Source organism: Mesorhizobium sp., assembly GCF_005063415.1.
Taxonomy (GTDB): domain Bacteria; phylum Pseudomonadota; class Alphaproteobacteria; order Rhizobiales; family Rhizobiaceae; genus Mesorhizobium.
This window is the reverse complement of the sequence record NZ_SUEG01000022.1, coordinates 17997-31798: the sequence shown is the minus strand read 5'-3', so window position 1 is coordinate 31798 and position 13802 is coordinate 17997. Positions and strand designations below refer to the sequence as shown.

Annotated in this window: 15 protein-coding genes; 11 read left to right on the top strand and 4 right to left on the bottom strand. The window is 60.4% G+C overall.

Features of this window, described 5'->3' with window-relative positions; all coding sequences use genetic code 11:
• Positions 1–32: 32 nt before the first annotated feature.
• A complete protein-coding gene (locus E5W70_RS08835) occupies positions 33–464 on the top strand; it encodes a potassium channel family protein (protein ID WP_292656593.1) in 432 nt (143 codons plus the stop codon).
• Positions 465–476: 12 nt separating this feature from the next.
• Here E5W70_RS08835 and hemN read toward each other — a convergent pair whose 3' ends face one another.
• On the bottom strand, positions 477–1826 hold the full coding sequence (hemN, locus tag E5W70_RS08830; protein WP_292656591.1) for an oxygen-independent coproporphyrinogen III oxidase: 1350 nt from the start codon (positions 1824–1826) through the stop codon (positions 477–479).
• 153 nt (positions 1827–1979) lie between these two features.
• On the opposite strand from hemN, the gene E5W70_RS08825 reads away from it, so the two are divergent.
• Positions 1980–2708 (top strand): Crp/Fnr family transcriptional regulator, encoded by a 729-nt coding sequence (locus E5W70_RS08825; RefSeq protein WP_292656589.1) that lies wholly within the window; start codon positions 1980–1982, stop codon positions 2706–2708.
• Here the strand turns inward: E5W70_RS08825 and E5W70_RS08820 are convergent.
• On the bottom strand, positions 2705–3121 hold the full coding sequence (locus tag E5W70_RS08820; RefSeq protein ID WP_292656585.1) for a hemerythrin domain-containing protein: 417 nt from the start codon (positions 3119–3121) through the stop codon (positions 2705–2707). The two genes, E5W70_RS08825 and E5W70_RS08820, sit on opposite strands and share 4 nt — an antisense overlap.
• Positions 3122–3356: 235 nt before the next feature.
• On the opposite strand from E5W70_RS08820, the gene ccoN reads away from it, so the two are divergent.
• The 8 genes from ccoN to ccoS all read left to right on the top strand — a co-directional run bounded on the left by ccoN (position 3357) and on the right by ccoS (position 11441).
• Complete coding sequence (gene ccoN, locus E5W70_RS08815; RefSeq protein ID WP_292656583.1) at positions 3357–4967, top strand: cytochrome-c oxidase, cbb3-type subunit I; 1611 nt, start codon at positions 3357–3359, stop codon at positions 4965–4967.
• An 11-nt stretch (positions 4968–4978) separates the two neighbouring features.
• The gene (gene ccoO, locus E5W70_RS08810) at positions 4979–5710 is read left to right on the top strand and encodes a cytochrome-c oxidase, cbb3-type subunit II (protein ID WP_292656581.1); all 732 of its coding nucleotides are present in this window, start codon (positions 4979–4981) and stop codon (positions 5708–5710) included.
• A gap of 11 nt (positions 5711–5721) precedes the next feature.
• Entirely contained in the window at positions 5722–5871 is a 150-nt protein-coding gene (locus E5W70_RS08805) for a cbb3-type cytochrome c oxidase subunit 3 (protein ID WP_292656579.1), read from the top strand.
• 2 nt (positions 5872–5873) lie between these two features.
• On the top strand, positions 5874–6737 hold the full coding sequence (gene ccoP, locus E5W70_RS08800; RefSeq protein WP_292656577.1) for a cytochrome-c oxidase, cbb3-type subunit III: 864 nt from the start codon (positions 5874–5876) through the stop codon (positions 6735–6737).
• 219 nt (positions 6738–6956) lie between these two features.
• Complete coding sequence (ccoG, locus tag E5W70_RS08795) at positions 6957–8516, top strand: cytochrome c oxidase accessory protein CcoG (protein ID WP_292656575.1); 1560 nt, start codon at positions 6957–6959, stop codon at positions 8514–8516.
• Entirely contained in the window at positions 8513–9010 is a 498-nt protein-coding gene (locus tag E5W70_RS08790) for a FixH family protein (protein ID WP_292656573.1), read from the top strand. Before ccoG ends, E5W70_RS08790 begins: the two co-directional genes overlap by 4 nt.
• Positions 9007–11289 (top strand): cation-translocating P-type ATPase, encoded by a 2283-nt coding sequence (locus E5W70_RS08785; protein WP_292656571.1) that lies wholly within the window; start codon positions 9007–9009, stop codon positions 11287–11289. The genes E5W70_RS08790 and E5W70_RS08785 overlap by 4 nt, the downstream gene beginning before the upstream one ends.
• On the top strand, positions 11286–11441 hold the full coding sequence (ccoS, locus tag E5W70_RS08780; protein ID WP_292656569.1) for a cbb3-type cytochrome oxidase assembly protein CcoS: 156 nt from the start codon (positions 11286–11288) through the stop codon (positions 11439–11441). Before E5W70_RS08785 ends, ccoS begins: the two co-directional genes overlap by 4 nt.
• Positions 11442–11659: 218 nt before the next feature.
• Here ccoS and E5W70_RS08775 read toward each other — a convergent pair whose 3' ends face one another.
• Entirely contained in the window at positions 11660–11929 is a 270-nt protein-coding gene (locus E5W70_RS08775) for a DUF6455 family protein (protein WP_292656670.1), read from the bottom strand.
• Between the two features lie 134 nt (positions 11930–12063).
• Positions 12064–12876 carry a universal stress protein gene (locus tag E5W70_RS08770; RefSeq protein WP_292656668.1) on the bottom strand — a complete coding sequence of 271 codons (813 nt, stop codon included), beginning with the start codon at positions 12874–12876 and terminating at the stop codon, positions 12064–12066.
• Between the two features lie 274 nt (positions 12877–13150).
• Here E5W70_RS08770 and E5W70_RS08765 point away from each other — a divergent pair.
• Positions 13151–13802 (top strand): PAS domain S-box protein (locus E5W70_RS08765; RefSeq protein WP_292656665.1); only part of this gene is annotated, 652 nt, incomplete at its 3' end.

The window sequence follows — 13802 nt, the reverse complement described above, 5'->3', positions numbered from 1 at the left end:
AATGCTTCCTTCGAATTTCGTAATTTCCTTGGATGGCTCTCAACCTCTTCGTCGGTACGATCGTCATAAGCCTGACGGTAGTAATTCACACTTTTGGCCTTATCGCAGTCACTCGCGCGATGGGACATCTGGTGGCGCGATTTCGCATGCATGGGCACCGCAGCCGAACAGTCGCGATGATCAGCGTGGTCATGGGGCTCTTCGCCGTGATGACAGCGGAGGTCTGGGTTTGGGCCGGACTTTACCGGTTGCTCGATATCTTCGCCGACTTCGAAACCGCACTCTACTTTTCCACCATCACCTTTTCGACTGTCGGCTACGGTGACATCGTACCCGCTCACGCATGGCGCGTACTGGCGGCACTTGAGGGGGTGAACGGATTCCTGCTGATAGGCTGGTCGACCGCGTACCTGGTTGCGGCGGGGACCCGGATCGGCCCGTTCAAAGCCGGCGAGCATTTCTGACCGCGGCAGCGCTCAAACTGCCACCGAATGCCTGCCCTTGCCGCTCTCAAGATAAGCGTCGAACATTGCTGCGATGCTGCGAACAAACGGGCGACTTTCCGCCGGGACGACGAAATTGTCGCCATCGAGCTCCAGCAACCGGGCCGGATCGTTAATCGCCAGGGAACTTGCCTTGAAAAGGAGCCGCTGGCCACGCTCGCCGAAGCGCTCTACGAGTTCGATCGCCGAAAAGGCGAAATCGCACATCAGTCGCTCGATGATCCAGCCCCGGACGCAGTCATCATCGGAAAATGCGATGCCGCGGACCGCGGCCAGTCCGCCCCCTGCAACCATGCGACCGTACTCTGCCGTCGCCGGCATGTTCTGCGCGTAACCCTGGCGAAAACGGCTGATGGATGAAGGGCCAAGCCCGATCAGTGTCTCGCAGCGATCCTCGGTGTAGCCCTGGAAATTGCGATGCAAGGTGCCTGTACGGGCTGCTTGCGCCAACGCATCGCTTGGCTTGGCGAAATGGTCGAAGCCCACCGCCTCATACCCTGCCTTCAGTACGAGGTCGGCGGCAATTTGCGATTGAGCGTACCGCTCCGCACGGCCAGGCAGCCACGCTTCGTCGATCATCGTCTGGTGCTTCTTGAACCAGGGCACATGCGCGTAGCCGAACAGCGCCATCCTGTCTGGTTCCAGGGTCAGCGCCTGCGCTACGGTGGAACAGACGCTCTCGCTGGTCTGGTGCGGCAAGCCGTAGAGCAGGTCCAGATTGACGGAACCGACGCCGCGTGAACGAACTCCGTCGACAACCGTCTTGGTCTGCAGGAAGCTCTGCTCGCGGTTGATCGCCTTCTGCACCTTCGGGTCAAAGTCCTGCACACCGAGGCTTGCCCTGGTCATGCCGATTTCGGCGAGCGCATCGAGGCGCGCCTCGTCCATGTCGTTGGGATCGATCTCGACGCTGATTTTTGCGTCCTTCACAAGATCGAAGCTGTTCCGTAAGGCAGTCCCCAACGCCACCATATCCTCGGGCTTCAGCATGGTGGGCGAACCGCCGCCGAAATGGACTGCGCGGACATGGCCGTTGCCGCTGACGAGACCCGCGACCGTCGCGATCTCCGCATGTAGCGAGCGCAGATAAGCCGTCACCGGCTCATAGTGGCGCGTCTGCTTGGTATGACACGCACAGAACCAGCAGAGTCTATCGCAATAGGGGATGTGCAGATAGAGCGAGATCCCGCCGCCATTTTCGAGCGCCTCCAGCCAGCCACGACAAACGGCGGCATCGACGCCCGCGTGAAAATGCGGCGCGGTAGGATAGCTGGTGTAGCGGGGCACGTTCTCGCCAAGTCTGGCAGCCAATTCCGGTCGCATGTCGCCTTCCGTCATCCTTACAAAGTTGAATCTGGCTGCAGATCCCCATCGCCGCCTTGATTTCGGTCAAGGCCCTCCGCGGACAAACTGCCGCAAGAGATTTGCAGCCGCCGGTGCTATTTTGCCGGTACTTTGAATGTTCGGACGATCATGATGACAGTGCGCCAAGATGTTCACAGTTCCGGCAGTCCAGTACTTTGCCAGTCTTGCGAAGCACGGCATCGCGGGGTCTGCGGTGCGCTCGATCCCGACCAGTTGGTCGCACTCGCCAAGACCTCAGCAAGACACAGCGTTGACCCCGGGTTCGAACTGATCGGCGACGCAGAGACCGTCGACAGTTATTCGAACGTGCTTTCGGGTGTGGTGAAGCTGACAAAGAGCCTTTCCGATGGTCGCCAGCAGATTGTAGGCCTCCAGTTTGCGCCCGACTTTCTCGGACGGCCGTTCAAGGTGGAAAGCGCAATCAACGCGGAAGCGGCAACAGCTGTTTCCCTGTGCTCATTTCCAAAAGCGGCTATCGAACGGATGCTGAAGGAATCACCAGAGCTCGAGCATCGCCTGCTCAAGCAAACGCTGAACGAGCTCGATCATGCACGCGACTGGATGCTGACGCTGGGGCGCAAGACCGCTTCGGAAAAAGTGACGAGCTTTCTCTTGATGATCGCCAGGAACATCGATCCCACGATTGATTCAGCCGCAACGTCGGCCAGTTTCGATCTGCCGCTGACACGCGCCGACATCGCCGACTTCCTTGGCCTGACGATCGAGACGGTTAGCCGCCAGTTGACCAGGCTGCGGACTGACGGCGTGATCCGGATCGAGAACAATCGGCACGTGAGGGTGGACAGCTTGAGCCGGCTGGAGCGGCGTTCAGGCGCCTAGTGCTCGTCGGCCATCCCGATCATGGGCAAGACGTGCTCGCGTTCGAACGCGATATGCCGGCGCAAGCTTTCGAACAATCCGCGCAGCATGAACCCGACGGCTTCCGCGTTGTGCAACCTCTCGCCATGGCCGATCGCCAGCAGGATTTCGGTCACCTCACCGGCAAAGCATTCGTCCTCGACATGCTCGGCGCGCAGCCGCCGGACTGAGGCCAGGGTAGCATCGCTGCCAGCGACAGTGGCCTCGTAGGCGGGAAAGATGACCGTCTCTTCATATTGATGAATGTTGCGCAATAACGGGACGATCGCGTTGGCTGTGCCAAGGCACTTCAGGCGGTCGACATTCGGCAAGGTGTCGGCGATTCTTTCCAGGGCATCACAGAGCTGCAGCTTGTCCAGATGCGCGCGCTTCATGACCGCCGCTGCTACCGCCTCTCTGCCGGATGACGAACTGTCGCGGCCTGTTTCGAACCGCGACCATTCCCTGTCCCTATTCAATGACAGCCTCCCGATCGTTTGCGAGATCAACGCTGCCCAATCCAAAAGCAAATGGCTTTGACATGGATCAAGGCGGCGATGGGGAGACTGCTGAATTGGTGTTCACGCGGATTGGCGTCCGCGCATCGGAATCCGACCTCGGGGACATGTCATGAAGTTCGGCACAGAAATCGTCGCTTTGGGCCTTTTCGCCTTTGTCGCGCTGGTGGCTGCCGGCTTTGGTGTGGACGAACCTTTTCGGCAGCACATGTGGGTGCTGCTCATCGTGCTGCTTGGCTTTATCACCATCCTTCTTCGCAACACGAGCTTCGCAGCGCCCGCGGCAATCGATCCGTCCGCCTATATGGATGGGCCGATCCGCTACGGTGCCATCGCCACTATGTTCTGGGGCGTGGTGGGAATGCTGGTCGGCGTGGTCATCGCGCTGCAGCTTGCCTACCCGGATCTTAACATCGAGCCCTGGTTCAACTTCGGCCGCTTACGGCCTTTGCATACTTCCGGCGTGGTCTTTGCCTTCGGCGGCAATGCGCTCATTTGCACGTCGCTTTATGTCGTGCAGCGGACCTGTCGTGCCCGGCTGTTCGGCGGCGATCTCGCCTGGTTCGTATTCTGGGGCTATCAGCTGTTCATCGTCATGGCTGCAACCGGCTACCTGCTCGGCATCACCGAGAGCCGCGAATACGCCGAGCCCGAATGGTATGTGGACCTGTGGCTGACCATTGTGTGGGTCGCCTACCTCGTCCTGTTCCTCGGCACCATCCTGAAGCGCAGGGAACCGCACATCTACGTCGCCAACTGGTTCTATCTGTCCTTCATCGTGACGATCGCGATGCTGCATGTGATCAATAACTTATCGATGCCCGTCTCGTTCGTGGGTTCAAAGAGCTATTCAGCTTTCTCCGGCGTCCAGGATGCCTTGACGCAGTGGTGGTACGGCCACAATGCCGTCGGCTTCTTCCTCACCGCCGGCTTCCTCGGCATGATGTATTATTTCGTGCCCAAGCAGGCCAACCGACCTGTCTATTCCTACCGGCTGTCGATCATCCATTTCTGGGCTTTGATCTTTCTCTACATCTGGGCCGGTCCGCACCACCTCCACTACACCGCTCTGCCGGACTGGGCCCAGACGCTCGGCATGGTGTTCTCGATCATGCTTTGGATGCCCTCGTGGGGCGGCATGATAAACGGCCTGATGACGCTCTCGGGCGCCTGGGACAAGCTGCGCACCGACCCGATCATCCGCATGATGGTCATGGCCATCGCCTTCTACGGGATGTCGACCTTCGAAGGCCCGATGATGTCAATCAAGGCCGTCAACTCGCTCTCGCACTACACCGACTGGACCATCGGTCACGTTCATTCGGGCGCGCTCGGATGGGTTGGCATGATCTCGTTCGGCGCGATCTATTTTATGGTCCCGAAGTTATGGAACCGCGACCGGCTTTATTCGCTGCGGCTCGTCAACTGGCACTTCTGGCTGGCGACGCTTGGGATCGTCGTTTACGCCGCGGTGATGTGGGTCTCCGGCGTCATGCAGGGCCTGATGTGGCGCGAATACGACGAGCAGGGCTTCCTGGTCTACTCCTTCGCCGAGACCGTCGCAGCCATGCATCCCTATTATGTCATGCGCGCTCTGGGCGGGGCGATGTATCTCGCCGGAATGCTGATCATGGCGTGGAACATCGCGATGACGATCCTCGGCTACCAGCGCGAGGAGCAACCGATGCCGGATCCTGTTCCCGCCCTGCAGCCTGCCGAATAAGGAGCCAGAAAATGGGCTTGATGGACAAACATGCCGTGATCGAGAAGAACGCCACGCTTCTTCTCGTGGGCTCCCTTCTGGTGGTGACGGTCGGCGGCATAGTCGAGATCGCGCCGCTCTTCTATCTCGACAATACGATCGAGAAAGTCGAAGGCATGCGGCCCTATTCGCCGCTCGAGCTCGCCGGCCGCAACATCTATGTGCGCGAGGGCTGCTACCTCTGCCATAGCCAGATGATCAGGCCCTTCCGCGACGAAGTCGAGCGCTATGGGCATTACAGCCTGGCGGCCGAGTCGATGTACGACCACCCGTTCCAGTGGGGATCGAAACGCACCGGACCGGACCTCGCGCGGGTGGGCGACCGGTATTCGAATGGATGGCACGTCCAGCATCTTACCGACCCGCGCTCTGTGGTGCCGGAATCGATCATGCCAAGCTACGCATTCCTGAAAAATACACCGATCGAGGTGAAGGACTTCTCGACACATCTTATCGCCAACAAGCGTGTCGCCGTCCCCTACTCCGATGACATGATTGCTAATGCCAATGCCGATCTCATGGCACAAGCGGATGCCAACGTCGACACGTCCGGCCTCGAAGCACGCTATCCGAAGGCCAAGCTCGGTGATTTCGACGGTAATCCGCAGCAGGTCACCGAAATGGATGCCCTTGTCGCTTACCTCCAGATGCTCGGCACGCTGGTCGACTTCAAAAACTATGACGAGGCCGCCGGCTACCGCTGAGGAAGACATCGATGAATTACAATCTGATGCGGGAATTTGCCGACAGCTGGGGCCTGCTCGCCATGGCGCTGTTCTTCGTCGGATGCATTGCCTTCGCGCTTCGCCCCGGCGGCCGCAGGCAAGCTGACGAAGCCGCCCGAATACCTCTCAAGGACGATTGACAATGAGCAACGAGCATATCGATGAAGTCTCGGGCATTTCAACCACCGGCCATGAGTGGGATGGCATCCGGGAGCTCAACAATCCGCTTCCGCGCTGGTGGATCACGACCTTTTACATCACCATCCTCTGGGCGATCGGCTATACCATCGCCTATCCAGCATGGCCGATGCTGAGCTCCGCGACCAAAGGCGTAATCGGCTATTCGAGCCGAAATGATGTGAAGAACGAGCTCGCCGCAGCCGAAATCGCCAAGGGCAAGTATGTAGCGGCTGTACAGTCGAAAACTGTCGTGGAAATTGCCGCCGACGATGCGCTGCGCGAATTCGCGGGTGCCGCCGGCGGCGCCGCGTTCAAGGTCAATTGCGTGCAGTGCCACGGCTCCGGCGCCCAAGGGTCCAGCGGCTTTCCCAATCTCAACGACGACGATTGGCTGTGGGGCGGAAGTGCCGAGCAGATCCAGCAGACGATCACACACGGCATCCGTTTTTCATCGGACCCGGACACACGCCAATCCGAAATGCCGGCCTTTCGCGACATTATCACAGCTGACCAGATCAGGAAGGTCAGCGCCTATGTCGCCAGCCTGTCGGGACCTGTTCAAGACGAAAGTCTGGTCGAGCCGGGTGCCAAGGTCTTCGCGGAGAATTGCGTGGCGTGTCATGGCGAAAATGCAAAGGGCAACAAGGAGTTTGGCGCGCCCGACTTGACCGATGCCATCTGGCTTTACGGATCCGGGGAAGCATCGATCGCTGCCCAGGTTCGCGCGCCCAGACAGGGCGTGATGCCAGCCTGGGGCGGACGTCTTGGCGACACCAAAGTCAAGGAGCTCGCCGTCTACATCCATTCGCTTGGTGGTGGGGAATAGAGGGGGGTCCTATTCCCGGCCCTCCGCCGGCTAAGCGACGGGGGCCCGGCTTGCGCCGGGCCTCGATCGTATTTGCCGCATCGGCGATTGACTTGCATCAACGCGGCGCGGCCCATCATGCGGCAAAGCTTGGCCAGCACTCTGCATTCCGGACGTCGCCCCACATCAGAGATGTCCGGTTGCACGGCAAAATGATCGGGTGCGCGAGTGGAGATATTGGTGCTGGACAACATTCAGGTAGAGCGGCTTGAGGCCGAGGCGGTCAACTCGGCCAAAACGCGTCAGCCGCTCTATGCCGCACGCAAGAAGATCTTCCCGAAGCGCGCTTCAGGCAGCTTTCGTCGCTTCAAGTGGCTGGTGATGGCAATCACGCTGGGCATTTACTACCTGACACCTTGGCTGCGTTGGGATCGGGGGCCGTTTGCCCCCGACCAGGCTGTGCTGATCGATCTCGCCAATCGCCGCTTTTACTTCTTTTTCATCGAGATTTGGCCGCAGGAATTCTACTATGTTGCCGGACTGCTGGTCATGGCCGGCATCGGCCTTTTCCTGGTCACTTCCACGGTCGGCCGGGCCTGGTGCGGCTATACGTGCCCACAGACCGTATGGGTCGACCTGTTTCTGGTTGTCGAGCGCGCGATCGAGGGCGACCGCAACGCGCGCATGAAACTCGATGCCGGCCCCTGGGCCGCGCGCAAGCTTGTGCTGCGTGTATCCAAACACGCTATCTGGCTGGTCATAGGCGCGGCAACGGGGGGTGCCTGGATCTTCTATTTCGCCGATGCGCCAACTTTAATTCGAGAGGTCTTCACTGGGACCGCAGCGCCCATCGCCTACATCACCATCGCGGTGCTGACGGCGACCACCTACACGTTCGGCGGACTGATGCGCGAGCAGGTTTGCACCTATATGTGCCCATGGCCGCGTATCCAGGCGGCCATGCTCGACGAGAATTCGCTCACCGTAACCTACAATGATTGGCGCGGCGAGCCGCGTTCGCGCCACGCCAAGAAGGTGCTTGCCGCGGGGCAGCCGGTTGGAGACTGCGTCGATTGCAATGCCTGTGTCGCCGTCTGCCCGATGGGGATCGACATTCGCGACGGCCAGCAGCTCGAATGCATCACGTGCGCGCTCTGCATCGATGCCTGCGACGGCGTCATGGACAAGCTCGGCAAGGAGCGGGGACTGATCTCCTATGCGACGCTGTCCGATTACAACGCCAACATGGCGGTAGCCACCGCAGGCGGCTCTTGCTCGGTGAACCCGTCGCTCGTGCGGACCGACGGCGGCGTTTTCTCCGATAGGTTGGCCCATTTCCATCTCCGCAAAATCTTCAGGCCACGCACCTTCGTCTACATGGGCGCGTGGTCGGCGATCGGCCTTGCCCTGCTCTATTCGCTGCTGACGCGCGACCGGCTCGACGTCAGCGTTCTGCACGACCGCAATCCGCAGTTCGTGACGCTGTCCGATGGTTCGATCCGCAATGGTTACACCGTCAAGCTGCTCAACATGATCCCCGAGCCAAGGACGATTGTCGTCACCATGCAGGGCTTACAACGCGCCGAAATGAACGTCGTCGGGATCGACCTGCCTGCAGATCGCTCATTTGCCATCGCCGTCGAACCAGACCGGCTGAAGATGCTGAAGATTTTCGTCCGCCAGCCGGCTGAACAGCTCAAGGGGCAAGCGCAGACATTCAAGTTCCGGGTCGAAGACAAGGCAAGTTTCGAAGTCGATGAATACACGGCCACGTTCAACGCACCGGAGATCCTTAGATGAGCGTCAATATGCGAAGGCCCCGCGAATTTACCGGAGGGCATATGCTGCTTACCATTCTCGGCTTTTTCGGCGTGGTTGTTGGCGTGAATGTGACCATGGCGACGCTGGCCAGCACGAGCTGGACCGGTCTTGTCGTTGAAAACACCTATGTGGCGAGCCAGCAGTTCAACAAGAAGGTCGAGGAGGGGCGCGCGCAGGCCGCACTCGGCTGGACCAGCAAACTCACCATCGCATGGGGCGAGGTCCGCTACAGCCTCAGCGATGCCGCCGGCAAGCCCATTCCCCTGCATTCTGTGAAGGTTCTGTTTCGCCACCCCGCTTACGAGGCGGAGGACAAGTCCCTCACTCTGGCCTCAACTACAGGCCAGGAATTTGCGGCGCAGCACACGCCGAGAGATGGCGTCTGGATCGTAGAAGTCGATGCCGATGCTGGTCTCGCCGAACCCTATCGCGATGTCCGTCGGATCATGATTTCCCAAGGAGCGCTGCAATGAGCTGCTGCGCGCCGGGCGCTGAAATGGCGCTGGCTCTCGAGAGGGTCACACCCGTCTTGCCGTCGAACCAGGAAGTCAAGTTGGCGAGCCGCTCGCTTGGCGATGATCTTCACCAGACCGATCTCTCAGTGCCGACCGTTCACTGCGGCGCCTGCATACAGACGATCGAGACAGCACTCGAAAAGCTCGATCGCCTCGAAGACGCACGGGTCAACCTGTCGACGAAACGGGTTTCGATCCGCTGGCGTGGGAATGAGGCACCGCCATTCGTCGCAGCGCTTGAGCGGCTGGGCTACCCCGCGCATCTTTTCGAGCCCGAGATTGATGAAAAGGACAAGACGCTTTCGGAACTGATCCGCGCCGTCGCGGTTGCCGGCTTTGCGGCAGGCAACATCATGCTGCTTTCGGTCTCGGTCTGGTCCGGCGCTGAAGGTGCGACCCGCGACCTGTTCCATTGGATTTCGGCGCTGATTGCCATCCCTGCCCTCGCCTTCGCCGGCGGCATTTACTTCCGCTCGGCATGGAACGCGTTGCGCCACGGCCGCATGAACATGGATGTGCCGATTGCTGTTGGGGTCTCACTCGCCTACGCGATGAGCCTCTACGAAACCATCAACCATGGCGACCACGCTTACTTCGACGCATCGGTATCGCTGCTGTTCTTCCTGCTGATCGGCCGCACGCTTGATCACGTGATGCGGGAGCGTGCCCGAACCGCGGTGAACGGCCTGTCACGGCTCGCGGCGCGTGGCGCCATGGTGATGCGTGATGATGGCACGCGCGACTACCGGCCGGTTGGCGAGATAGAACCAGGCATGCAGTTGCTGATCGCGGCGGGTGAGCGGATTCCCGTCGACGGCAAGATTATTCGAGGCTCCTCGGATCTCGACTGTTCGCTGGTTTCCGGTGAGAGCGTTCCCAGAACCGTGGCGTCAGGAGAAGCCGTACAGGCAGGCATTCTCAATCTCACGGGCCCACTGACGGTCGAGGCGACAGCCGCCGCAAAAGACTCTTTCCTGGCAGAGATGGTCCGATTAATGGAAGCGGCCGAGGGCGGTCGCGCGCATTATCGCCGGATCGCCGATCGCGTTTCGGCGCTCTATGCGCCGGTGGTCCATCTGACCGCCTTCGTGACGTTCCTCGGCTGGATGGTGGCCATCGGCGACTGGCACCGGGCAATGACGATCGCCATCGCCGTCCTCATTATCACATGTCCCTGTGCGCTCGGACTCGCCGTGCCGATCGTGCAGGTTGTCGCCGCGCGGCGTCTGTTCGAAGCTGGCGTCATGGTCAAGGACGGTTCCGCCATGGAGCGCTTGGCGGCGATCGACGTCGCGGTGTTCGACAAGACCGGCACGCTTACGCTCGGTGAGCCCCGGCTCGTCAATGCATCGTCGATCGATCCGACCATGCTGGCAATCGCAGCCGATATCGCCGCGCATTCCCGTCACCCGCTTTCAAAGGCCATTGCCAATTTTGCAGGTTTCGCGGGCCAGCCGGAGCTCGAGGCTGTCAGCGAGCACCCCGGATTCGGCATCGAAGCCACTGCCGCGGGCAGCACCTGGCGTCTGGGTAGGCGCGGATGGGCCGGGTGGAAGGCCCGAACCGGGGGCGAAAGCAGATATGGCGGAACGGTTCTGACGAAAGATGGGATCATTGTGGCTTCCTTCGTCTTCGAGGACGCGTTGCGTGCAGACGCCAGAGCGGCCATCGAGCAATTAAACAACGCGAGGGTTTCCGCGCAAATGCTGTCGGGCGACACCGCCGCTGCCTGCGGCGAGGTCGCGGCGGCGCTGGGCATCCATCACTTTGTTCCGGCGCTGCTTCCTTCGGGCAAGGTAGAACATATCGAAACGCTGGCGAAGGACGGCCACAAGGTGCTGATGGTTGGCGACGGCCTCAACGACACCCCTGCGCTAAGCGCGGCACACGTCTCGATAGCTCCAGCCACGGCCGCCGATGTCGGCCGCAAGGCAGCGGACTTCGTGTTCCTGCGTGAAAGCCTTTCGGCCGTACCCCTTGCCCTCGACGTCTCGCGCAAGGCCGGACGACTGATCCGGCAAAACATCGCCATCGCGATTATCTACAATGCCGTCGCCGTGCCGATCGCCATTTCGGGGAACGTCACACCGTTGATCGCCGCAATCGCCATGTCCGCCTCGTCGCTGCTTGTCATCGGAAATGCATTACGCCTGGCGTCCTTTGCGACGAACGCACCGGAGACGGTGGGCAGGCGCGGCAACCGGTCCGCCATCGGCGCACTGGCGCGATCGTCGTGACGACGCTCGTCTATCTGATACCTGTGGCCCTGTTCCTTGGTGCTCTTGGGCTATCTGGGTTTCTGTGGGCTTTGAGGAGCGGGCAATACGAGGACCTCGATGGAGCCGCGGAGCGCATCCTCATCGACCGAGATGACAGACCTGAAAGCTGACTGGCTCCGCGGTGCCGACATGATGGCGATGCCGCCGGCACTATTCGTTGAAACTGATGAAGATCAGGGCGCGGATAACGACCCAAGACGTGATCCTGGGCGCATCGCTGGCCGAGGTGCCGTGAGTGACAATCTCTTATGGTCTCGTCTTGGTTGACCGCCATGAGGCGGCCAGCGCGACGTTAGTGACGCAAACTGCCATTTGGCCGGAGACGCTCCTATCGCTGACCGGCCGCATGCTGCAGCCGCGCGATCAGGTCGCGATTGCGGCAATAGTCTGGCGGATCGTCGGCTTGCTGCTGCTCGTCGAGCCAGGTCGAGCATTCGTCCTGGTGTCCGCAGGCGCGGCAGCGGTCCACCGCCCGATTGGTGACGGCTATATTGTCTGGAACGATCTTCAATTGTTTGTCGACGCCCAGCTTCCGCATCATGCGGCCCATCAAGGCTGTCCTGGCGTCAACTGAGATCAGGTAGTCGAGAAAAGTCATGTCGGTCACTCCCGTTTCCCGCCATATCATTGTCATCTCGGCGACCTCTGCATTGATCTCGGTCAACGGGCTGTCTGCGGACGATGACCCTCGCGTGAATGCCGCAACTGGCGGACTTGCGATGCGGCCGGGGGTCAATACGACATGAGTCGGTTGATGCTGCTTTCTTCGATCAACGTGCGCGTGACTCCACCGAATGCCCATTCGCGCAGGCGGCTGTGGCCATATGCGCCGGAAACGATCAGATCGGCGTTGATTGAGCTCGCAAATGCCAACAGATGCTCACCGTCAGCGTCGCCGCGGATGAACTCGGCCCGCGCCATGATGCCGTGATGCTCAAGAAAGACTGCGACATCTGCGAGGCTGTCACGGATGCCGTCGTCGCGCTCGCTGTCGATTGTGGCGATGACGACGTCGTTGGCCTTGGCCAAGAAGGGCAATGCGTCGGTCAGCGCCCGTCGCGCCTCCCTGGTATCCTTCCAGGCGACCAGCACGGTATTTGCCATGACATGTTCGATATGGCTTGCAGCGGCGAGTACTGGCCGGCCTGTGCCGAGTACAAGGCTACCGATATCGACGGTGCGATAGACATTTTCTCCTTTGTCGCCGCCGGTCACGATGAGGTCGGCCGCACGGGCCCAAACGCTGAGGAAGCGCGTGGGGCTGCAGACGGTTTGACCCCATTCGCTTGAGATCGAGGCAGGAACCAGCCTCTCGAAGTCGGCGCGCAGTTCGGCGAGCCGTTTTTCGATTTCCGTTCGCTGGATCTGCATGATCTCGCCTTCGTAGACCATACCGTCGCCAGTCGCGACCAGAGGCGGGACATCCGCAGCCGCGAGGCCGATAAGGTGAGCGCCGAAGTTTTCAGCAAGTTCAACCCCGAGGCTCACCATGGCCGCAGGAGGTGCATCGATGGCGAGGTTCACCGCAATTGATTTGTAGGACACTGGAGGCGCCTTTCGCTGGAGCAGTTGAACGCAGCATGGGGTGCATTGGCCTGCGGCGCCTTGATGCGCGTCAAAGTGCATTAGCAACCGGCTTGATCGTGACTATTTGGCATCATGGTTTTGCGTGTGCAGAAAGAGCGATGAATGATAACTAGACTGCGTTGCGGGTTCCCTGATCAAAGGACTTGATTTGGACGACAGACAAACACGTGACTTGTCGACCGACGTTCGCGGCAAGGGGCAGACCACGGCCGAACACGACCGGCTGGCCCAGATGTTCGAGCAAGCCCCCGGTTTCATGACATTGATGCGTGAGCCGGGTCATGTCTATGAGTTGACCAACGCCGCCTATCAGCGCCTGATCGGCCAAAGGCAAGTGATAGGAAAGTCGGTACGCGAGGCCCTGCCCGAGCTCGAAGGTCAAGGTTTCTACGAACTGCTGGACCAGGTGTGCGAAACGGGCGAACCCTACAGGGGTCAGGGCGTGAAGGTCGCCCTTCGCAACAGCCATGACGAGCCGGTCGAAGAGCGCATCCTCGATTTCGTCTATCAGCCCATCAAGGCCGACGACGGTCGCGTCACGGCTATTTTCGTCGAAGGCACCGATGTTAGCGAGCTCTCCTTTGCGAACGCCGCCCTCCGCTTGCGCGAAGATCATTTGCGTTCGATCCTGGCAACGGTGCCCGATGCAATGGTCGTCATCGACGAACAGGGCCGTATTCAATCCTTCAGCACCGCTGCCGAAACGCTGTTCGGCTACCAGTCGAGCGAGGTGCTCGGACAAAATGTCAGTCTGCTGATGCCGTCGCCCTATCGCGAAGAGCATGACGCTTATCTCCACCGCTATCTGACGACCGGTGAACGCCGCATCATCGGGCTCGGCCGCACCGTCACTGGAATGCGTAAGGATGGCTCAACCTTTCCGA

Excerpts from the sequence above, each read along its gene's own strand:
- E5W70_RS08785 (WP_292656571.1), top strand. The coding sequence starts at position 9,007 with ATGAGCTGCTGCGCGCCGGGCGCTGAAATGGCGCTGGCTCTCGAGAGG.
- E5W70_RS08820 (WP_292656585.1), bottom strand. The coding sequence starts at position 3,121 with ATGAAGCGCGCGCATCTGGACAAGCTGCAGCTCTGTGATGCCCTGGAA.
- E5W70_RS08805 (WP_292656579.1), top strand. The coding sequence starts at position 5,722 with ATGAATTACAATCTGATGCGGGAATTTGCCGACAGCTGGGGCCTGCTC.
- ccoN (WP_292656583.1), top strand. The coding sequence starts at position 3,357 with ATGAAGTTCGGCACAGAAATCGTCGCTTTGGGCCTTTTCGCCTTTGTC.
- E5W70_RS08835 (WP_292656593.1), top strand. The coding sequence starts at position 33 with ATGGCTCTCAACCTCTTCGTCGGTACGATCGTCATAAGCCTGACGGTA.
- ccoP (WP_292656577.1), top strand. The coding sequence starts at position 5,874 with ATGAGCAACGAGCATATCGATGAAGTCTCGGGCATTTCAACCACCGGC.
- E5W70_RS08790 (WP_292656573.1), top strand. The coding sequence starts at position 8,513 with ATGAGCGTCAATATGCGAAGGCCCCGCGAATTTACCGGAGGGCATATG.
- hemN (WP_292656591.1), bottom strand. The coding sequence starts at position 1,826 with ATGCGACCGGAATTGGCTGCCAGACTTGGCGAGAACGTGCCCCGCTAC.
- E5W70_RS08775 (WP_292656670.1), bottom strand. The coding sequence starts at position 11,929 with ATGACTTTTCTCGACTACCTGATCTCAGTTGACGCCAGGACAGCCTTG.
- ccoO (WP_292656581.1), top strand. The coding sequence starts at position 4,979 with ATGGGCTTGATGGACAAACATGCCGTGATCGAGAAGAACGCCACGCTT.
- E5W70_RS08825 (WP_292656589.1), top strand. The coding sequence starts at position 1,980 with ATGACAGTGCGCCAAGATGTTCACAGTTCCGGCAGTCCAGTACTTTGC.